This is a genomic window from Pseudomonas sp. GL_117 (assembly GCF_057835125.1).
On the sequence record NZ_CM174418.1, the window covers coordinates 685,913 to 706,011 of the forward strand.

Annotated in this window: 13 protein-coding genes; 2 read left to right on the top strand and 11 right to left on the bottom strand. The window is 63.2% G+C overall.

Translation table 11 applies throughout. From position 1 onward, the window contains the following. Positions 1-34: 34 nt before the first annotated feature. A complete protein-coding gene (locus tag AC3ISR_RS02905; protein WP_463984639.1) occupies positions 35-5,176 on the top strand; it encodes an NEL-type E3 ubiquitin ligase domain-containing protein in 5,142 nt (1,713 codons plus the stop codon). On the opposite strand, the gene ureC is transcribed toward AC3ISR_RS02905, so the two are convergent. The 11 genes from ureC to urtA all read right to left on the bottom strand — a co-directional run bounded on the left by ureC (position 5,161) and on the right by urtA (position 15,369). Further along, positions 5,161-6,861, bottom strand: a complete 1,701-nt coding sequence (gene ureC, locus AC3ISR_RS02910; RefSeq protein WP_463984640.1) for an urease subunit alpha — start codon at positions 6,859-6,861, stop codon at positions 5,161-5,163. The two genes, AC3ISR_RS02905 and ureC, sit on opposite strands and share 16 nt — an antisense overlap. A 129-nt stretch (positions 6,862-6,990) precedes the next feature. Further along, entirely contained in the window at positions 6,991-7,296 is a 306-nt protein-coding gene (locus AC3ISR_RS02915) for an urease subunit beta (RefSeq protein ID WP_185705172.1), read from the bottom strand. Then, positions 7,293-7,826 (bottom strand): GNAT family N-acetyltransferase, encoded by a 534-nt coding sequence (locus AC3ISR_RS02920; protein ID WP_463984641.1) that lies wholly within the window; start codon positions 7,824-7,826, stop codon positions 7,293-7,295. The genes AC3ISR_RS02915 and AC3ISR_RS02920 overlap by 4 nt, the downstream gene beginning before the upstream one ends. 5 nt (positions 7,827-7,831) lie before the next feature. Further along, positions 7,832-8,344 (bottom strand): GNAT family N-acetyltransferase, encoded by a 513-nt coding sequence (locus tag AC3ISR_RS02925; protein WP_192300221.1) that lies wholly within the window; start codon positions 8,342-8,344, stop codon positions 7,832-7,834. A 9-nt stretch (positions 8,345-8,353) separates the two neighbouring features. Next, on the bottom strand, positions 8,354-8,656 hold the full coding sequence (locus AC3ISR_RS02930; protein ID WP_192300220.1) for an urease subunit gamma: 303 nt from the start codon (positions 8,654-8,656) through the stop codon (positions 8,354-8,356). 177 nt (positions 8,657-8,833) lie between these two features. After that, complete coding sequence (locus AC3ISR_RS02935; RefSeq protein ID WP_463984642.1) at positions 8,834-9,667, bottom strand: urease accessory protein UreD; 834 nt, start codon at positions 9,665-9,667, stop codon at positions 8,834-8,836. Between the two features lie 31 nt (positions 9,668-9,698). Further along, positions 9,699-10,397, bottom strand: coding sequence for an urea ABC transporter ATP-binding subunit UrtE (urtE, locus tag AC3ISR_RS02940; RefSeq protein ID WP_192300218.1), 699 nt, complete (start codon positions 10,395-10,397; stop codon positions 9,699-9,701). Positions 10,398-10,530: 133 nt separating this feature from the next. After that, positions 10,531-11,364 (bottom strand): urea ABC transporter ATP-binding protein UrtD, encoded by an 834-nt coding sequence (gene urtD / locus AC3ISR_RS02945; protein WP_463984643.1) that lies wholly within the window; start codon positions 11,362-11,364, stop codon positions 10,531-10,533. Further along, positions 11,361-12,428, bottom strand: a complete 1,068-nt coding sequence (gene urtC / locus AC3ISR_RS02950) for an urea ABC transporter permease subunit UrtC (RefSeq protein ID WP_463984644.1) — start codon at positions 12,426-12,428, stop codon at positions 11,361-11,363. The genes urtD and urtC overlap by 4 nt, the downstream gene beginning before the upstream one ends. Then, a complete protein-coding gene (gene urtB / locus AC3ISR_RS02955; RefSeq protein ID WP_463984645.1) occupies positions 12,428-13,930 on the bottom strand; it encodes an urea ABC transporter permease subunit UrtB in 1,503 nt (500 codons plus the stop codon). The genes urtC and urtB overlap by 1 nt, the downstream gene beginning before the upstream one ends. 173 nt (positions 13,931-14,103) lie before the next feature. Next, positions 14,104-15,369 carry an urea ABC transporter substrate-binding protein gene (urtA, locus tag AC3ISR_RS02960; protein ID WP_192300214.1) on the bottom strand — a complete coding sequence of 422 codons (1,266 nt, stop codon included), beginning with the start codon at positions 15,367-15,369 and terminating at the stop codon, positions 14,104-14,106. Positions 15,370-15,635: 266 nt separating this feature from the next. On the opposite strand from urtA, the gene AC3ISR_RS02965 reads away from it, so the two are divergent. Further along, positions 15,636-20,093: a DUF4329 domain-containing protein gene (locus AC3ISR_RS02965; protein ID WP_463984646.1), complete on the top strand. Its 4,458-nt coding sequence runs from the start codon at positions 15,636-15,638 to the stop codon at positions 20,091-20,093. Positions 20,094-20,099: the final 6 nt, after the last annotated feature.

Below are 20,099 nucleotides of genomic sequence, written 5' to 3' on the forward strand. Positions count from 1 at the left end.
TGACCTTCTTTCACTCCTGAAGGTGGGTCATCCCATGCCCGATTCCCAAGCCCCTAGCTCCTCATCCCTGCTCATGCCAGGGGAACAGGGGCAGCACTACGCGTTTATCCGTCAGGCCATCGCGCCATGCCTGGTCCAGTCTTCGCCGCAACGCCGCAGCGCCCTCAAACAAACGCCCGTGCAGATACCCGCGTGGTATGCAGCCGCTACCGATGCTCAGAAGGACCGGCTCAAGGCACTGATGCAAGCGCGCTGTGAGTCGCTCAATGCACTGGAGAAAACCCTTGGCAAGCTGCAAACGGTGCACGCTTTTTGCCAGCCCCTGCTGGAAAAAGCGCTGCAAGAGGCCGGTTACCCACTGGACGTCAATCGCACCTGGTTGCGCCTCTACAGCCCGGCCGAGGATGGGTTTGGGGTCAGCACGGAGGGCTTCAAGGTCAAGACGTTTTCCCTGTTGCAAGGGGCGCTGAATAATTTCTCGGCGCAGGAGGCCGAGAGCGGCTTTTTCAACGCCGCCTCCGGGTTTATCAATGAGCCCGACACGCTCGGGCATTTCGAGCGCCACGCCACGACGCTCAAGATCGAGGTCTTCGTAAAACTGTGTCGCGACCTGGACCTGGGCGCGCGCTACCAGGCCCACCTCAAGAGCACGTTGTATCCCGACCAGGGCGTGGCCGAGGGCGTGCTTCGCGAGCGCTACCTGCGTTACCAGAAAGATGCCTTCCTGGCAGCCGCCTACCTGGCGCTACTCAAGGGCGATATCGGCGACAGCGACCATGGGCTGTTGCTGAAAGTGGCGGCCGGCCAATCACCGATCAGGGTGGGCGACAAACAGATCTGGTACCGCACGCCGTGCCTGATGAACCTGCACCTGAACGATTGCCTGATCATCGATCCCTGCGTCAAATACCACTATTCGGATTGGTTTATCGCCTACATCCCCGATGACCCTGACCACCCCATCAAGCGCTATGCCTCCTTCGATGAGTTCGAACGGGCCATGACCCGGCGGTTGATGGCTGGCAGCCCCCGTGACACCTCAGGCACTGACTATGCGCATTTCTTCAGCCGGTTCGTGGCCTACAAGGATCGGCCCTATTACTTCCGACGCCTGACCGAACTGGTGCTGGACGCACCGCCACAGCCCTTCGCCATGCAATGGCTGCGTTCGGAATGGGGCCGGGTGGCGCTGAGCCTGGTCGCACCACGGCTGTCGCCGATCGAGTCGATTCTCGGCGAGCCGCAACCGTACCGGCGAGACCCGCTCAAGGACCCTCGGTTCAACATCAACGCCGATGCCATCAATGGCCCATGGGACGAAGTCGACTTGTGGCCACAGCGCTTTGAGAGCCTGCGCAAACGGATGCTCGATGATGGCCTGGCCCAGGCGATCCCCACCGCCGATGCTGATGCCGCCAGCCGCAGCCTGCGCCTGGCGCACTACCTGAATATCGGCCTGTTTGCGGTCAACCTGGTGGCAATGGCGGTGCCTCCCTTGGGGGCGGTGATGTCGGTGGTCATGGTCGGGCAGATGCTTTATGAGGTGCTCGAAGGAGTGGTCGAGCTCAGTGCCGGTGACCGCGAAGCCGGGTGGGCGCATATCAGCGATGTGCTGGAGAGCCTGGCGCAGGTGGCGGTGGGCGCGGCGGTTTTTCACGTGGCCGCATCGCCTTTTATCGAGAACCTCAAGTCGGTGCAGTTGCCCAGTGGCAAGACGCGCCTATGGAAGCCCGACCTGTCTGCCTATGAGCACGTCGGCCCGCTACCTGTGGTGTCGGTGTTGGATGAGCAAGGGCTTGTCCGGGTGGGCAGCAAGCGCTATCTGACCCTGGACGATCGGCGTTACGCCGTGGGCCAGGACCCGGTTACGCAGCGTTATCACCTTGAGCACCCGACTCGTCCGGACGCCTATCGACCGCGACTGGTAGCGAATGGCAGCGGTGCCTGGAACCATGAGTTGGAGCAGCCGTTGACCTGGCAAGGCGCCACACTGATGCGCCGCCTCGGGCCGGTGGTCGAGGGGTTCAGTGATGCCACGCTGGAACAGATCCGCCAGGTCAGCGACATCAGCGAGGCAAAATTGCGCCGGGTGCATGTGGAGGGGGAGCCGGTGCCGGCCATCCTGCTCGATACGATTCGGCAGTTCCGGGCCTACGACGGTGCGGTCAAAGTGGCGCAGGGCATTGGTGACGGGGCGTTGCCCGAAACGCTGTGTGGTTACGCCGCGGTGTTGGCGGTGGAGTTGCCGGGCTGGCCCGACGGCAAGGCGATCGAGGTGTTTGCCGACGAGACGCTGAGTGGACCGTCGGCCAAATATGGAAGCCTGGACGCTTCCATCCGGGACACCCTGCAGGTCCGGCGCGCCGAGCTGATGGCCGGGAAACTGCCGGAGCGCATCCATGGCTTTCTGGATGAGGCGCAAATGGATCGGCTGGTGGGGCGCTACACATCTCGTGAGGCGGGTGCACGTATCGGCGCGGTGCAAAAAGCCTTGCAAGAACGTGCGATTTTGGCGCGTGAGCGCCTGATGCGTAGCCTGTACACCGACCAACAACCCCTGACCGATACGGCGGTGGCGCTGATACAACGCGACTTCAAGAGCCTGCCCACCCTGATGGTGCGCGAGTTGTTGGCCGAGGTTGCGCCCGCGCAGCGCGAAGCCCTCACCAGCGCTGCGCGGGTGCCGCTGCACCTTGCCGAGCGCGCGCGGGTGCTGCAACAGCGAGTGCGACTGGTCCACGCCTACGAAGGTTTGTATCTCGAAGGGTTGGCCAATCCCGACACCGAAGCGTTGGTGCTCAACAGTCTGGAGAACCTTCCCGGCTGGACAGAGCCTCTGCGCCTGGAAGTGCGTGAGGGCGAATTCGAGGGTGCCTTGCGCGCCAGCTATGGTGCGCAAGATGCGGCCGAGCGCAAAGTGCTGGTGCACAAGGCACCGGGGCGTTACCAGGCATTTGATGGGCGCGGGCAGGCGCTGCACGGCGTCAACGGACTGTTTGGTGCCTTGCAGCACGCGCTGCCGGACGCGCACCGTAATGCCATTGGCCTGCCCCATGTGGGGCAGGGCGAGCAGTTGAAAGGGCTGATCCTCGAAAAGGCGTTGCCTCGCCAGAACCTGCGTCGCGTGCTGGGCATGCAGCCGGAGCGTAAGCCCTTCTTCAGGTGGCCTTGGCGTTTATCCGACAACCGCTTGGGCTACCCGCTGAGTGGGCGTGGCACCGTGACGTGGCGGCGCCTTATCGAGGAGCGTGTGCGCTCGTTGTACCCGAGCATGAACCCGGCGCAGTTGAGCGAGTACCTGCAAGGTCGCAACCTTGAGGACGACCGTTGGCTCAAGGCCCTGGAAACCGAGTACAAGCAACTGGAAAGCACCTTGAGCCGCTGGTTGGTGGAGGGGCCGAGGGACCGCGCCACCTTGCGTGTGCGCCGCAGGATCTACGACACCTTGCGCGACGTTTGGCGCAAAAGTGCGGAATGGGACACCGACATCAGCGGCAACTACCGCGGCCAGCGCATCCGTCTGGAAGACCCGGCACTTGGCGCGCAGCTGGCGACGCTGCCTGCCTTGCCGGGCAACTTCGATCATGTCTCCAGCGTCTACCTGCCAGGCTGCGGCCTGACTGACCAGAGCATCGCCTTCCTGTCGAGCTTTCGGGCACTGCGCACGCTCAACCTGGAAAACAATGCCCTGACGCGCTTGCCGGATGTGTGCGCGAACATGCCGCGCATTGAAGGCCTGGAACTGTCGGATAACGCGATTGTATTGACGAGCGAGACGGCACTGCACATCCGTGCCATGCACCGGATTGAAGGGCTGGCCCTGCAGGGAAATCCACTGTCCAGGAACATCGACATCAGTCGCATGCCCCGCCTGACGTGGTTGTACTTGTCGGGCAGTGGTTTGCGCGATTGGCCGGTGGGCCTGTTTGCCTTCCATCGACCCCGGCAGTTTCTGCTTGATCTGAGTGGCAATCACCTGAGCAGCATTCCCGATGTCGCCCCAGGTTCCGATCGGGCACGAATTCTCGCCAGAACCGTCGTGACGCGTGACTGGCTCACACCCCAGGTGCGCAGCACCCTCAGTCTCTATGTTGAATCAGTAGGCCTGGACCCCGCCCGGCGCTTTCCGCCACGCGGCGTGCAAGATAGCGCGCATTGGATGAGCGGCATGACGCAACAGCAATGGTTGAGCAAACAACCCATCTGGAATGACCTTGAAGAGGCCATTGGCAGCGAAGCGTTTTTTGACGAGATCCGCAAACTGAGTGTGTCATCGGACATGTTTCACCCCGATTACAAGATCGATTTGACCGCCAAGGTCTGGCGCATGCTCGAAGCGATGGCCAGCGACACGGCGCTGCGCGAGCGGCTCTTTGAGATGGCCACCGCGCCCACCACCTGTGTGGATGCGGGCGCGCAGTTGTTCAATGCGATGGGGATCGAAGTCATGCTGCGCGAAGCGCAGGACTTGCCGGATGCCGGCCTGATCGCCCTTGAGATGCTCGAACTGGCCAAGGGCAAGGCGCGGCTGGATGAATTGGGCCGTATCGCCCACGCCCGGGTGGGCGAATTGCTGGCCCAGGGGCGCAGGTTTCCCCAGTACGACGCGATGGGAGACTTGGTGCAGCAGTATGACGACCAAGGAAACGCTGTGCGCAGCATTGATGAGGTGGAGGTTCATTTGGCGTACGCGACCGGGCTGGCGGACCGCCTGGACCTGCCCTGGCAGTCCAAAAGCATGAGGTTCGAGGAACCCGATGTAACCTCGAAAATGCTGGATGCCGCCTACACCCGCGTTATTGCGCTGGAGCGGGGCAACCTGCTGCGTGAAGGCATCATTGAGCAACCGTTCTGGGCTGACTATGTGCAGGTGAATTTCCCCAGGGAGTTCGATGCCGTGAGTGCAAAGAATGAAGCCCTGATCAACCTCTACTCCGCTCAACAAGAGCTGGCGGGTGACGGTGGTTTGACTGCGCTGGAAAAGGCCGACCTGCGCGCGACTATCGACACATCGGCGCAGATATTGGGCAAATCGTCGTCGCAGGCCACCCCGGAGCAGGTGATGAGCGACGACGAGTATTTCGCCGACATGGCCAGCCTGGGCGAGGAGCACAAGAACGTGCTGCGCAGCGTGACAGACCGGGTCATGGGGCGATCGTCTCAGAACAGGAAATAGCGCTGCGCCATTGGCAGTACCTCGGCCGGTTCGCACCACAGCAACACACCGTCGGCCTTGACCTGGTAGGTCTGTGGGTCCACGTCGATGTCCGGCAGGTAATCGTTGTGGATCAGGTCGGTTTTCTGCACGTCGCGGCAGCCCTTTACCACGGCAATCTGCTTCTTCAGCCCCAGGGCCGCGGGCAGTCCGGCGTCATGGGCGGCCTGGCTGATAAAGGTCAGGCTGGTGGCGTGCAACGAGGCGCCGAAGCTGGCGAACATCGGGCGGTAGTGCACCGGCTGCGGCGTGGGGATCGAGGCGTTGGCGTCGCCCATCAGGCTTGAGGCGATCGCACCGCCCTTGAGGATCAGGGTCGGCTTGATGCCGAAAAACGCCGGGCGCCACAGCACCAGGTCGGCCCACTTGCCCACTTCGATGGAGCCGACAATGTGGCTTACGCCATGGGTGATCGCCGGGTTGATGGTGTACTTGGCGATGTAGCGCTTGGCACGGAAGTTGTCATTGCCGGGGCCGTCGCCGGGCAGCGGGCCGCGCTGCTTTTTCATCTTGTCGGCAGTCTGCCAGGTGCGTGTGATCACCTCGCCGACGCGGCCCATGGCCTGGCTGTCGGAACTGATCATGGAGAACGCGCCGAGGTCGTGCAGGATGTCTTCGGCGGCGATGGTTTCGCGGCGGATGCGGCTTTCGGCGAAGGCCACGTCTTCGGCAATGCTTGGGTCGAGGTGGTGGCAGACCATCAGCATGTCGAGGTGTTCGTCGATGGTGTTGCGGGTGAACGGGCGTGTCGGGTTGGTCGAGCTGGGCAGCACGTTGGCGAAGCCGCAGGCCTTGATGATGTCTGGCGCGTGACCGCCGCCGGCACCTTCGGTGTGATAGGTGTGGATGGTGCGGCCCTTGAGTGCGGCGAGGGTGGTTTCGACGAAGCCCGACTCGTTGAGGGTGTCGCTGTGGATCGCCACCTGCACGTCGTAGTCGTCGGCCACGCTCAGGCAGTTGTCGATGCTTGCCGGGGTGGTGCCCCAGTCTTCATGCAGCTTCAAACCGATGGCGCCGGCCTTGACCTGTTCGATCAACGGCTCCGGCAGGCTGGCGTTGCCCTTGCCGGTGAAGCCGATGTTCATCGGGAACGAATCACTGGCCTGGAGCATGCGCGCCAGGTGCCATGGGCCCGAGGTGCAGGTGGTCGCATTGGTGCCGGTGGCCGGTCCCGTGCCGCCGCCGATCATGGTGGTGACGCCGCTGGTCAGCGCTTCTTCGATCTGCTGCGGGCAGATGAAATGCACATGGCTGTCGATGCCGCCGGCGGTGAGGATCATGCCTTCGCCCGCGATCACCTCGGTGCTGGCGCCGATGGCCATGGTCACGCCGGGCTGGATGTCCGGGTTGCCGGCCTTGCCGATCGCATGGATGCGCCCGTTCTTGAGGCCGACGTCAGCCTTGACGATGCCCCAGTGGTCGATGATCAGCGCGTTGGTGATCAGGGTGTCGACCACTTCACTGGCGAGCAATTGGCTCTGGCCCTGGCCGTCGCGGATGACTTTGCCACCGCCGAATTTGACTTCTTCGCCGTAGACGGTGAAGTCCTGTTCGACTTCGACGAACAGTTCGGTGTCGGCCAGGCGGACCTTGTCACCGACGGTGGGGCCGTACATGTCGGCGTAGGCTTGGCGGCTGATTTTCATGTGGTTGCCCTGAAATATTTGTGTTGAATGTGAGACTGCTTTCGCGAGCAAGCCCGCTCCCACATGGAGTCGGTGTTGTTCAAGCGAACGCGGTCAAAATGTGGGAGCGGGCTTGCTCGCGAAGAGGCCCTAAAGATCACCCATGATCCGCCCGGCAAACCCAAACACCCGCCGACCCCCACTCAAGTCCACCAACTCCACCTCGCGACTCTGCCCCGGCTCAAACCGCACCGCCGTCCCCGCCGGAATGTTCAAGCGCATGCCACGGCTCGCCGCGCGGTCAAACGTCAGCGCGTCATTGGTCTCGAAAAAATGGTAATGCGAACCCACCTGGATCGGCCGGTCGCCACTGTTGGCCACGCTCAGGCTGATCGTACGGCGGCCGACGTTGAGTTCGATGTCGCCAGGCTGGATCTGATATTCACCAGGAATCATGAGGGTTGCCCCAGGGTCTTGAAGTAGATGGCGGTCGGGCTGTAGCGCCCGTCCGGGCTTTGGCAGTAGTCGGGCAACTCACCGATCTTGGTGTAGCGCAACGACTGGTAGAACGCTTCGGCCGGTGAGCCGGCCTCGGTGTCCAGGTACAGCAGGCCGCGCTTGTACTGGCGTGCGGCGAGTTCCAGGGTGTTCATCAACTGTTGGCCGAGGCCGTGGCGCCGTGCGCTGCTGTGCACCAGCAGTTTTTGCACCTCGGCTCGGTTCAAGCCGTTGGCCTTCTGGCACAGCGCCAATTGCACGCTGGCGATCACCTGTTCATCGCGTACCACCACCCACAGCAACAGGCTGGCGTCTTCGATGCTCGCCTGCACGCCGCTCAAATAGGTGCGGGCCTGAGCCTCGTCGAAGTCGGCCATGAACCCGACCGACGCGCCGTGCCTGACCGCGTCCAGCAACAGCTCGATCAAGCCCAGGCGGTAGTGGGCAAAACTTTCAGCATTGACTCGACGCAGTTGTGTCGCGCTCATCGATCTCACTCCTTGGGCGGCTCGGCACCCGGGTTCAACGCCAGTTGCATGAAGGTCAGGTCCAGCCAGCGGCCGAACTTGATGCCCACCTGCGGCATCTGCCCGGTGGTGACGAAGCCCAGGCGCTCGTGCAGGCGGATCGAGGCCTGGTTGCCGCTTTCGATGGCGGCGACCATCACGTGTTTGCCAGCGCTGCGCGCGCGCGCGATCAGGGCTTGCATCAACAGCGGGCCAAGGCCCTTGCCGCGCTGGTCGTTGCGCACGTACACCGAGTGTTCGACGCTGTAGCGGAAGCCTTCGAAGGGCCGCCAGTCACCGAACGAGGCGTAGCCGGTGACTTCACCGTTTTCCACCGACACCAGGATCGGATAGCGCTGCGCCTGGCGGGCGTTGAACCAGGCTTGGCGGTTAGCCAGGTCCACGGGTTGCTCGTTCCAGATCGCCGTCGTATTCAGCACCGCATCGTTGTAGATGTCGCGGATCGCCGGCAGGTCGCTTTCAAGTGCATCACGAATCATGGCCGTGCCTCACGCGATGGGCTGGTGGACGGTGACGAGCTTGGTGCCGTCGGGAAAGGTGGCTTCCACCTGGATGTCCGGGATCATTTCCGGGATGCCTTCCATCACTTGTTCGCGGCTGAGCAGGGTGGTGCCCAAGTGCATCAGGTCGGCCACCGTGCGGCCATCGCGGGCGCCTTCCAGCAGCGCGGCGGAGATGTAGGCGATGGTCTCCGGGTAGTTGAGCTTCACGCCACGCGCGAGGCGACGCTCGGCGACCAGGCCGGCGGTGAAGATCAGCAGTTTGTCTTTTTCCCGTGGGGTCAGGTCCATGGTTCAAGGTCCTTAATCAATACATTCTCAAATACACCAGAGATCACATGTTGAGTGAGCTTGTGTGGGAGCGGGCTTGCTCGCGAATGCAGTGTGTCAGTCAATGCATCTGTTGCAGATCCACCGCATTCGCGAGCAAGCCCGCTCCCACACAAGCCGATTCCCATCTTTGGATCTTCATGTGCTCCAGATTCGTGGGGCGACCGCTTCGCGACCCAGTACGGCAGGGCGCAGCAATTTCCATAAATCAATCAGCCATGCCCTTGCCAGCAGCGCTTCACTGGCCAGACAGCGGGCAACCAACAGGCCGGGCAATTGGCTCAAGTCGCCGCGCACCGCATGGGGCAAGGCACGGCATTGTTCGAGCAGTTCAGGGTCGATGTCACCCGTGAGCAGCAACGTGGCAAACACCGGTTGCCCGTCCAGCCCGATCGGCGAGTCGAGCAAAGCGTCGGCGCCGACAATGCGCTGGCGCTCATGCCAAAGCAACTGGCCGTCGCGGCGGATGTCCAGGTGCGATTGGAAGTGCCCCAGGTCAAAACGCTCGCCGCTGGCCGGGCGGCCGAGGGCGATCACGTCCCAGTAGAACAGGCGTGCATCGCCCTGCAGCGCGATGCGCGTGGTGAGTTCGGCCTGGGCCGCGCTGAATACGATGGTTTCCTGGGGCAGCCATTCCAGGGTCGCGCCGGTTTCAACCGTGAGCTCGAGTTGTTGAAACGCCGGGCCGCTGGCGCGATACCACTTGGCCGCGCCGGGGCTGGTCAATTGCGCCCAGGCGCCGCTGCCGACGTGGGCGCTGATGTCCAGGCGGTCACCGCCGGCAATCCCGCCGGGCGGGTGCACGATGATGTGCTGGCACACCTCGGGGCCTTCGGCGTACAGGTGTTTTTGCACACGCAGCGGGCCGAGGTGGCGGCGCATCACCGGGCGCGTCGTGTCGCCGAAGCGGGCGTAGCCGAGGTTGAGCTCGGCGTGCCAGCTGGGGGTGAACAGGGCAGAGGGCAGGTTCATGTCGTTGTGCTTATCGTTAGGACGCTACAGATTAGATCGTAACCAGGCCGCGTACACCTTCGCTTTCCATATTTTCGCCACGGCCCTGCTGCACGATTTCGCCACGGGACATCACCAGGTACTGGTCGGCCAGTTCGGCGGCAAAGTCGTAGAACTGCTCCACCAGCAGGATCGCCATGTCGCCACGCTCGGCGAGTTTCTTGATCACCGCGCCGATCTCCTTGATCACCGAGGGCTGGATGCCTTCGGTGGGCTCATCGAGGATCAGCAGGCGTGGACGGCTGGCCAGCGCGCGGCCGATGGCCAACTGTTGCTGCTGGCCGCCGGACAGGTCGCCGCCACGCCGGTGTTTCATTTGCAGCAGCACCGGGAACAGCTCGTAGATGAAGGCCGGGACTTCCTTGGCTTCGGCACCGGGGAAGCGCGCCAGGCCCATCAGCAGGTTTTCTTCCACCGTCAGCCGCCCGAAAATCTCCCGGCCCTGGGGCACATAGGCGATCCCGGCATACACGCGCTGGTGCGGCTTGAACGTGGTGATGGCCTTGCCTTCCCAGTTCACCACGCCTTCCTTGGCGGGCAGCAGGCCCATCAGGCATTTGAGCAAGGTGGTCTTGCCCACGCCGTTACGCCCGAGCAGGCAGGTGACTTCACCGACTTTCACATCAAATGAAAGCCCACGCAGGATGTGGCTACCGCCGTAGTACTGGTGCAATTTTTCGACTTGCAACATCTTCCAACTCTCCTCAAATCCCTTGTGGGAGCGGGCTTGCTCGCGAATGCGGTGTGTCAGTGAAAGGTGTAGTGACTGATACACCGCATTCGCGAGCAAGCCCGCTCCCACATAAAGCAAGTGCTTGTCTGGGTTAGCGACCGAGGTACACCTCAATGACGCGCTCGTTTTCCTGTACCTGTTCCAACGACCCCTCGGCCAGCACGCTGCCCTGGTGCAACACGGTCACATGGTCGGCAATCGAGCCGACAAACCCCATGTCGTGCTCCACCACCATCAGCGAATGCTTGCCCGCCAGGCGCTTGAACAGTTCGGCGGTGAACTCGGTTTCGGCGTCGGTCATGCCCGCCACAGGTTCGTCGAGCAGCAACAGTTGCGGGTCCTGCACCAGCAGCATGCCGATTTCCAGGAACTGCTTTTGCCCGTGGGACAACAGCCCCGCCGGGCGCTGTGCCGAGGCGCTCAGGCGGATGGTGTCGAGCACTTCATCGATGCGGTCTTTCTGCGTACCACTCAGGCGCGCACGCAGGCTGGCCCATACGGATTTGTCGGTCTTCTGAGCCAGCTCCAGGTTTTCGAACACGCTCAAGGCTTCGAACACCGTGGGTTTCTGGAACTTGCGGCCGATACCGGCCTGGGCGATCTGCACTTCGCTCATGCCCGTGAGGTCGAGGTTTTCGCCGAACCAGGCGGTGCCGTGGCTGGGCCGGGTCTTGCCGGTGATCACATCCATCAGGGTGGTCTTGCCCGCGCCGTTGGGGCCGATGATGCAACGCAATTCGCCAACGCCGATGTACAGGTTCAGGTTGTTGAGCGCCTTGAAACCATCAAAGCTGACGCTGATGTCTTCCAGGGTCAGGATGGTGCCGTGGCGCGTATTCAGGCCCGGGCCTGCCGCCTGGCCAAGGCCGATGGCCTCGCGGCCACTGCCTGCGTCGAAAATAGGTTCCAGCATGACGTTCCTCATTTCTTCAGCAGACCGATAACGCCCTTGGGCAGGTACAGGGTGACGATGATGAACAGCGCCCCGAGGAAGAACAGCCAGTACTCCGGGAATGCCACGGTGAACCAGCTCTTCATGCCGTTCACCACCCCGGCGCCGAGCAGCGGGCCGATCAGCGTGCCGCGCCCGCCGAGGGCGACCCACACGGCCGCTTCGATGGAGTTGGTCGGCGACATTTCACTGGGGTTGATGATGCCCACCTGCGGCACATACAGCGCCCCGGCCAGGCCACACAGCACCGCGCTCAACACCCACACGAACAACTTGAAGCCCCGCGGGTCGTAGCCGCAGAACATCAGGCGGTTCTCGGCGTCACGCAGCGCGGTCAGCACCCGGCCGAACTTGCTCTGGGCCAGGAGCCAGCCGATGTACAGGCTCGTCACGAGCAACAGCACCGTGGCCACGAACAACACCGCCCGCGTGCCCGGCTCGGTAATGCCGAAACCAAGGATGCTGCGAAAGTTGGTGAAGCCGTTGTTGCCGCCAAACCCGGTCTCGTTGCGAAAGAACAGCAGCATCCCGGCAAAGGTCAGCGCCTGGGTCATGATCGAGAAGTACACGCCCTTGATCCGCGAGCGGAAGGCGAAGAAACCGAACACCAGCGCCAGCAAGCCGGGGGCCAGCACCACCAGGCACAGGGCCCAGAGGAAGTGGTCGGTGCCAGCCCAATACCACGGCAGTTCGGTCCACGACAAAAACGTCATGAACGCCGGCAACTCATCGCCGGACGCCTGGCGCATCAGGTACATGCCCATTGCGTAGCCGCCCAGGGCAAAGAACAGGCCGTGGCCGAGGGACAGCATGCCGGCGTAACCCCACACCAAGTCCAGGGCGAGGGCGACGATGGCGTAGCAGAGAATCTTGCCCACCAGCGTCAGGGTGTAGGCCGACACATGCAGCGGGTTGTCCGGCGCCAACAGTGAGAGCAACGGCAGTGCCAGCAGCAGCGCGAGGATCACCGCGCCCACTGCAATCGTCACCTTGGGGCCGGCCTTTTGCGTGGCCGTGAGCATCAATGGTTGGTTCATCAGTCGATCACCCGTCCTTTCAGTGCGAAGAGTCCCTGCGGGCGTTTCTGGATAAACAGAATGATCAGCGCGAGGATCAGGATCTTGCCGAGCACGGCACCGATCTGTGGTTCGAGAATCTTGTTGGCTATCCCCAGGCCAAACGCGGCCATCACGCTACCGGCCAACTGGCCGACGCCGCCCAATACCACCACCAGGAACGAATCGATGATGTAGCTCTGGCCCAGGTCCGGGCCGACGTTGCCGATCTGGCTCAGCGCCACGCCGCCCAGGCCGGCAATGCCGGAACCGAGGCCGAACGCGAGCATGTCCACGCGCCCGGTCGGCACGCCGCAGCACGCCGCCATGTTGCGGTTCTGGGTGACGGCGCGCACGTTGAGGCCCAGGCGCGTCTTGTTCAGCAGCAGCCAGGTCAGCACCACCACGCACAGGGCGAAGGCGATGATCACGATGCGGTTGTATGGCAGCACCAGGTTGGGCAGCACCTGGATGCCACCGGACAACCACACGGGGTTGGAGACTTCGACGTTCTGCGCACCGAACACCAGGCGCACCAACTGGATCAGCATCAGGCTGATGCCCCAGGTGGCGAGCAGGGTTTCCAGGGGGCGGCCGTACAGGTGACGAATCACCGTGCGCTCCAGCGCCATGCCGATGGCGGCGGTGACGAAAAACGCCACGGGCAGCGCAATCAGCGGGTAGAACTCGATGGCCTGCGGCACGTAGCGCTGCATCAGCATTTGCACCACGTAGGTCGAGTAGGCGCCGAGCATCAGCATCTCGCCGTGAGCCATGTTGATCACGCCGAGCAGGCCGAAGGTGATCGCCAGGCCGAGGGCGGCGAGCAGCAGGATCGAGCCGAGGGACATGCCGCTGAAGGCCTGGCCGAGGATCTCGCCAAACATCAGCTTGCGTTTGACCTGGGCCAGGCTGGTCTCGGCGGCGATGTGCACGGCGGCATCGGTTTCCACGCCAGGAGCGAGCAGCGCTTCAAGGCGCGTGCGCGCCAGCGGGTCGCCGGTGCTGCCGAGCAGGCGCACGGCGGCGAGGCGCACCACGGGGTCGGCGTCGACCAGTTGCAGGTTGGCCAGCGCGAGGCTCAGCGCGGTATGCACGTCTTCGTCGGTTTCGGCGGCGACCCGCTGGTCGAGGAATTTGAGCTGCGCAGGTTGTGCGCTTTTTTGCAGGGTCTGGGCCGCGGCCAGGCGCACCTTGGGGTCGGCGGCGAGCAGTTGCTGGCTGGCTTGCACGTTGTCGATCAAGCCGCGCAGGCGGTTGTTCAGGCGTACGGTTTTGGTTTCGCCGTTGAGGTTGAGTTGGCCTTGTTCAAGAGCGTCGACCAATTCGATGCGCGCCGGGTCGGGCTGGGCAGCCCAGTCCTGAAGGAGCTTGGCTTGCTGGGCCGGGTTGGCGTTGATGAAATCTTCGGCGTCGCTGGCGTGTGCGGCCAGAGGCAGCAACAGCAGCGCTGCGAGGATGAAACGGTACAGGGCAGTAGGCATAACAAAGTGTCCTGATCATGCGCGGACTGGCTTTATGTGGGAGCGGCGGTGCGACGATTCGACTTGCTCGCGAATGCGGTGTGTCAGTATCAGATGTACTGGATGACACTCCCTCTTCGCGAGCAAGCCCGCTCCCACACAGGCTCCTTCCCACAGTTGAACCGAGGTAGGGCTTAGTTGCTTTTCACCGCATAGTCCGGCTTTTTGTCGTTGCCCGGGATGTACGGGCTCCACGGCTGGGCACGAATCGGCTCCTGGGTCTGCCATACCACCGCGAACTGCCCGTCGGCCTGGATCTCGCCGATCATCACTGGCTTGTGCAGGTGGTGGTTGGTTTTGTCCATGGTCAGGGTGAAGCCCGACGGCGCGGCAAACGTCTGCCCGCCGAGGGCTTCACGCACTTTGTCGACGTCGGTGGACTTGGCTTTCTCCGCCGCCTGCGCCCACATGTGGATGCCCACGTAGGTGGCTTCCATCGGGTCGTTGGTCACGGCTTTGTCGGCGCCCGGCAGGTTGTGTTTCTTCGCGTAGGCTTTCCAGTCGGCGACGAATTTCTGGTTCACCGGGTTTTCCACCGACTGGAAGTAGTTCCACGCCGCGAGGTTGCCCACAAGCGGCTTGGTGTCGATGCCGCGCAGTTCTTCTTCGCCCACCGAGAACGCCACCACGGGTACGTCGGTGGCCTTCAGGCCCTGGTTGGCCAGCTCTTTGTAGAACGGCACGTTGGAGTCGCCGTTCACGGTGGAGATCACCGCAGTCTTGCCGCCGGCGGAGAACTTCTTGATGTTGGCGACGATAGTCTGGTAGTCGGCGTGGCCGAACGGGGTGTAGACCTCTTCGATGTCTTTATCTGCCACGCCTTTGGAATGCAGGAACGAACGCAGGATCTTGTTGGTAGTGCGCGGGTACACGTAGTCGGTGCCCAGCAGGAAGAAGCGCTTGGCGCTGCCGCCTTCTTCGCTCATCAGGTATTCCACCGCCGGGATCGCCTGCTGGTTCGGCGCTGCGCCGGTGTAGAACACGTTCGGCGACATCTCTTCGCCTTCGTATTGCACCGGGTAGAACAGCAGGCCGTTGAGTTCTTCAAACACCGGCAATACGGATTTGCGCGACACCGAGGTCCAGCAGCCGAACACCACGGCGACCTTGTCCTGGGTCAGCAACTGCCGGCCTTTTTCAGCGAACAGCGGCCAGTTGGAGGCGGGGTCCACGACGACGGGTTCGAGCATCTTGCCGTTCACGCCGCCCTTGGCGTTGATCTCGTCGATCGTCATCAGCGCCATGTCTTTAAGCGACGTTTCGGAGATGGCCATGGTGCCGGACAACGAGTGCAGGATGCCGACCTTGATGGTCTCGGCGGCCTGGAGGGTCCAGGTCATGCCCATGGCGGCGATGGATGCCGAAAGAGTGAAAGCCTTGATCAAGCTGCGACGCTTCATGGTGCGATCTCCGAGAACCCAAGTGTTGTTGTTGGACAGATACAGGGGCGATTGCAAAGGCTGTGCCTGCTTTCGAAAAGGGCGTGGCTGGGGCCTGCGGGCAGATGGCGGTACGTGGCTCGCGCACTGAATAGGCGCCGGACGGCGGCGTTGGTGCGCGATGGGCACCGTCATGGTGCGTGCACGATTTAACTATGTAGCGCCAGCGTCGCAGGCATGGGATCAGGATGGTGGGCACCTTTCATTTTCAGGTTTCAGGTGCATTCATGGACGAAAAAAACCTCCCCAAGCCGGGCCGACTGAGCCCCGCGTTTCTCAGCAGCGATGATGCTGCGCGCTGGGCCCACCAGCGCATTGGCGCGCGGCGTAGCGTTGAATACGCGAGCGTCATCATGCAGCGCCTGTCGGATCGATGGTTTGTCGCCAGCGAGCCGGTGATGGGCAAGGCGACGTCTTTCGACTGGAACCGGCTGCTGGACCGCGACCGTGCGTCCGGGGAGTTCATCCACCCGGTCGGCTATCGCATTGTCGCCAGCCTGCACTCCCATCCCGATACGTTGGCGACGACCCAGCACCAGAACCCGCGTTGGACGCAGCAACAGGCCAGGGCGTTCATGAGCTTCTATTCGGTGCCGGACATCAGCTTCAACTATCAGGACCGTGCACGCTTTACCGCGGCGTACCTGTCCGGGCCGGATGGCGCGTTGCTCAAGTACCAGCCCAGCGGCTCGGTGGCCGAGGCCGGGTTTGTGCATTGGCTCGACACCAATGGCCCGTGGGAGTCGGTGCACGCTCACGATGGAACATTGGAGGGGGTCTACAAAAAGCTCGCCTCGGTGGGGCAACTGACCTTTGTGCTCTCCAGCGCTGCCTGGGGTGGTTCGGTCGGTGCGGTGCCGGCCGACTGGCAGCCTTACCGGGCGTTCAGTGCGGCCGCGCTGCCAGTCGCCTGCGGACCGGTGTTCAACGACAAGCTTGAGGTGTTCTCCTATGCCTGGTCGCTGATCCAGCGCACACCTGCGGCGCGACAACAGGTGTTGATCCTGCAACAGACGGCGGGCCAAGGTTATGTGGCCAGCGAACCGCAGACGCCCGATGCACTGCCATTGCTGCCGGCGGGCTGGCACCTGCACGGCATCTACGTCCATTCCCGGCCTTTGCCCGGGCACTACCCGGCACTGGAGGGCTGGCTCTACAAGAACTTTGTCAGCCCGCCCGAGTTGGCCGGCCACATCGCACGATTTCGCCAGTACAGCCTGAGCGGGCAGCCCACGTTGGGCGCCTCGCTGTACCTGCGCATGCGCGATGAAGCCGTATTGCGCTACCGTTTTTCAGGCTCGGCGGCTGAATCCGAGTTATTCACCCGGGATGAGCACGGTGAGGTCATCGACCACGGCATTCAGACGGCCTTGTCGAGTGGGCAACGGCTGACCCGTGACTATGTGCGGCAAGTTGCTGCAGCGGGTGAGCTGAGTGTGGAAAAAACCAGTGCCCTGTGGGACCGCCCCGGAGTGGTCGACCCGCAGTGGCAACCCTATGCGGATTTTTCGTTGCCGGCCCTCAGTGGTGCGTTCCTGACGGCCGACGATGCCGCACGCCATGCCCACGAACGCATCGATGCACTGCGTGGGCACGCGTATGGCGGCTTGGTGCTCAAGCGGCAGGACGGCCGTTTCGTGATCACCGCGCCAGTGTCCGTTGGTACGCACCCGTTTACCGAGGGCGGGCCCTATCCCAAGGACCGCCAAGGCCAACCGATCGTGTTGCACGCCGGCTACCAACTGCACGCCGTGTATGGCTCGCGCCCGGCGCTTTCGGTCTCTGAGCCCAGCGCTTCGGCGCGATCCGCCTGGCGGCGCGAGGATATGCAGTTGGATGCGCAGATGTTCCAGGACCGCGACATCGAAGCGTTGTTGCAGCATCGCCTGATGGCGTATCTGTCATGCGCCCAGGACGGGCTGCTGGCCTATCAACTGGGCGAGTCCACGGCGCAGTGGCGGGCGCAATGGATAAGCGACTCCAAGACCGGTGACAGCCTGATCGCCCGCAACCTTGCCCTCGGCGTGCTCAAACCTGTGGATGTGGTGCGCAAGCTGACCGAAGGCGGCACGCTGCGGGTACTGCAGGGCAACGCGCTGTGGGGGCCCGCCGGCACGCTTGATGCGGATTGGGCACCCTTCACCCGGCTGCTCGCCTATCAACGACCGCAGCCAGTGAGCCACGGCGCGCTGTTCGCGAGTGCCGACGCCGCCGCCCTTGACCTGCAAGAGCGCGACTTGCAGGACTTTGGTGAACAGCACGTCAGCCGTTATTTCGCCTTTATTCTCAAGGCCGATCTCAAGGACGAGTATCTGGCCAGCGAGCCGATCCCCGTTACCCGCGCGTCACCGCTGTTGTCACTGTCGAGCCTGTACGGCGACACCCTGCCGGCGGGGTTCAGCTGCCATGCTTTGTTCTACGCCCAGCCGTGGGCAAGCAATGCGTCGACTGCGTGGCTGGAGCGTTTTTTCATCGGCATGCAAGACTTGGACACGGCCATCACCCAGGCCCGGCTCAATGCACCGCTGCCGCCCCATGGCGCGTTGGTGTACATCGCCACGCCGGAAGGCGCCTTGCTGCGCTACCAGTCGCCGTCTACCCGTGGCCTGTTCGAGGCGCAAAGCGAGGGGGATTCGGCCGAGGTGATGCAGGCCAAGCTGAATGCCGGGACCTTGCTGCCGGTGCAGGTGGTGCGGCGTTTCGCGATGTCCGGGGCGTTGCGGGTGATCCGCACGAGCCCGTGCTGGGATCGCGAGGGGCCGGTCTCCGGGTTGTGGAGCCCCTACCACTTTCTTGAGCGGCGTCGCCTGAGCCCGGCCTTTGTGTCGATGGACGACGCGGCTCGGTATGTGCGGCAACGGGTACCCACCGACTTGGCGCTGCACTACGGTGGCGTGATCCTGCGCCGCGACGATGGCTGGTTTGTCGCCACCGAACCACTGCAGGTGCGGGATGAAGTGTTCGACATCGCGTGGGTGTTTCCCGATGAACTGGTGACTCGCGGGCTGTACCCGGTACGTACCTCGGTGGTGGCGCGCTACGTATCACGGCCTGCCAGGGGGGGGCCGCTGTTTCTGTCGCCGGTCCAGGCCAAGGTATACGGCACGATGTTTTCCACTCGGCAGCTGGCCCAGGCGATGGAAGATGCGTCCGCCAGGCAATATCACTATTTGCTGGCCAGTGATGGAGCACTCTTGCGTCTGTTCGGCGCGCCCCGGGTCGACAACCCGGTGATCAGCGCGGCTCAGCTCAAGCTCAAGCCACGCCACCGTCATGATTGGCTGGACAGCCCGCTGGAGCGCCAACTGCGCAACGCCGAACTGATGCCGATTGATTACGTCAACCGCGTGGCCGACAGCTTTGATTTACAGGTGGTGATCGGCAGCCCGTTATGGGGCCCGCAGGGCGTGGTGGCGGGGTGGCACCCGCTGGTGTCGGAGGTGGCGACGGCGCGTGGTTACCCCATGGCGCGCCATGATCCGGCGTGCACCCCGCTGTTCAGCCAGGCCGACGACGCTGCGCGGTACGTGCATGGCCTGCCGATGGCGCGCACCGAATTACGCTTTGGCTACGTGCTCAAGGCCCGGCACAACGGCCAATACACCGCGACCCTGCCGGTCAGCGATGCGGGGTCCAGGCTGGCGCGCCGCCGTGTATTCAGCGATGCCGGCTATCCCTATGGCTACCAGTTGGCGGGCCTGTATCTGCGCGTTTCGCAGCCGGCGGGGTTTTATCCCGAGGGCCGTGAGCAAAGCGGCGACGGGGTTTATCAGGGGTTGTTTTCACCCTCCGACCTGATCGAGGCGATGTTTCAAGTGCATGCCACGAGTACACGCCAGAGCCTGCCGCTGTACCTGTCCTGCGCAGACGGCGCACTGCTGCGGTTTGTGGTGCGTGACCCCCGGTTTGTCGGGTACGGCGATGAGTTGAAACTGCGTTTGCGGTTGCTCCGTCCGGCCGACTTTATCCAGCGCATGCGGGCGGCCGGCGTGTTGACGGTGTTGGTGTCCAGCGTGAACTGGCCCCAGGGTGGGGCGACGCAAGGGGGGTTGGGGCCGATCCATGCGCATGCGGATGACGCGGTGGGCTACGTGCATGGGCGCATCGGACGCTTCAGCGGTACGCAATACCTGGGGGCGCTGCTGGAAAATCCTGCGGCGAGCAGTTGGGTTGCGATGATGCCGGTGGTGGATGCGGGCTTTCCTTGCGCGATGGCACCACGGCTGTTTACCGGGTCGCAATGGCCCGAGGGCTATCGGCTATGTGCGGCGCACCTGGTGTTTCATGCCGGCCTCGACCAGCCACATTCCGTGGCTGAGGACCCGTACCGCGAGTACTTCGTGTCATGGCGCGAACTGGCGTACTACATCCATCAATTGACCCGCGATGGCCTGTCCATCGACGCGTTCTACCTGAGCGCCCGCGATGGCGCACTGCTGCGCTACACCCCGCGTTTCAGCGACGCGGAATACAACCTGCTGGCCAGCACCGGCAAATGGTCCGAAGGGAGTGGGTACACAGATTTTGCGCCTGAACCGTCATGGGTGATCGCTGAATTGGCCCGCATCGGCGAGTTGCGGGTTGTGCACGCCGGCCGCTTCTGGACAAGGCGCGGAGTACTGGGGCAGGGGGGGCAACCTCAGAACGGCGCGACGCCGGGTGCGCCCGAAAAAGACGAACTTTGAACTGAG

What these genes read in the sequence shown, in the direction of transcription:
- AC3ISR_RS02905 (WP_463984639.1), top strand. Translation starts at nt 35, where the DNA reads ATGCCCGATTCCCAAGCCCCTAGCTCCTCATCCCTGCTCATGCCAGGG.
- ureC (WP_463984640.1), bottom strand. Translation starts at nt 6,861, where the DNA reads ATGAAAATCAGCCGCCAAGCCTACGCCGACATGTACGGCCCCACCGTC.
- AC3ISR_RS02915 (WP_185705172.1), bottom strand. Translation starts at nt 7,296, where the DNA reads ATGATTCCTGGTGAATATCAGATCCAGCCTGGCGACATCGAACTCAAC.
- AC3ISR_RS02920 (WP_463984641.1), bottom strand. Translation starts at nt 7,826, where the DNA reads ATGAGCGCGACACAACTGCGTCGAGTCAATGCTGAAAGTTTTGCCCAC.
- AC3ISR_RS02925 (WP_192300221.1), bottom strand. Translation starts at nt 8,344, where the DNA reads ATGATTCGTGATGCACTTGAAAGCGACCTGCCGGCGATCCGCGACATC.
- AC3ISR_RS02930 (WP_192300220.1), bottom strand. Translation starts at nt 8,656, where the DNA reads ATGGACCTGACCCCACGGGAAAAAGACAAACTGCTGATCTTCACCGCC.
- AC3ISR_RS02935 (WP_463984642.1), bottom strand. Translation starts at nt 9,667, where the DNA reads ATGAACCTGCCCTCTGCCCTGTTCACCCCCAGCTGGCACGCCGAGCTC.
- urtE (WP_192300218.1), bottom strand. Translation starts at nt 10,397, where the DNA reads ATGTTGCAAGTCGAAAAATTGCACCAGTACTACGGCGGTAGCCACATC.
- urtD (WP_463984643.1), bottom strand. Translation starts at nt 11,364, where the DNA reads ATGAGGAACGTCATGCTGGAACCTATTTTCGACGCAGGCAGTGGCCGC.
- urtC (WP_463984644.1), bottom strand. Translation starts at nt 12,428, where the DNA reads ATGAACCAACCATTGATGCTCACGGCCACGCAAAAGGCCGGCCCCAAG.
- urtB (WP_463984645.1), bottom strand. Translation starts at nt 13,930, where the DNA reads ATGCCTACTGCCCTGTACCGTTTCATCCTCGCAGCGCTGCTGTTGCTG.
- urtA (WP_192300214.1), bottom strand. Translation starts at nt 15,369, where the DNA reads ATGAAGCGTCGCAGCTTGATCAAGGCTTTCACTCTTTCGGCATCCATC.
- AC3ISR_RS02965 (WP_463984646.1), top strand. Translation starts at nt 15,636, where the DNA reads ATGGACGAAAAAAACCTCCCCAAGCCGGGCCGACTGAGCCCCGCGTTT.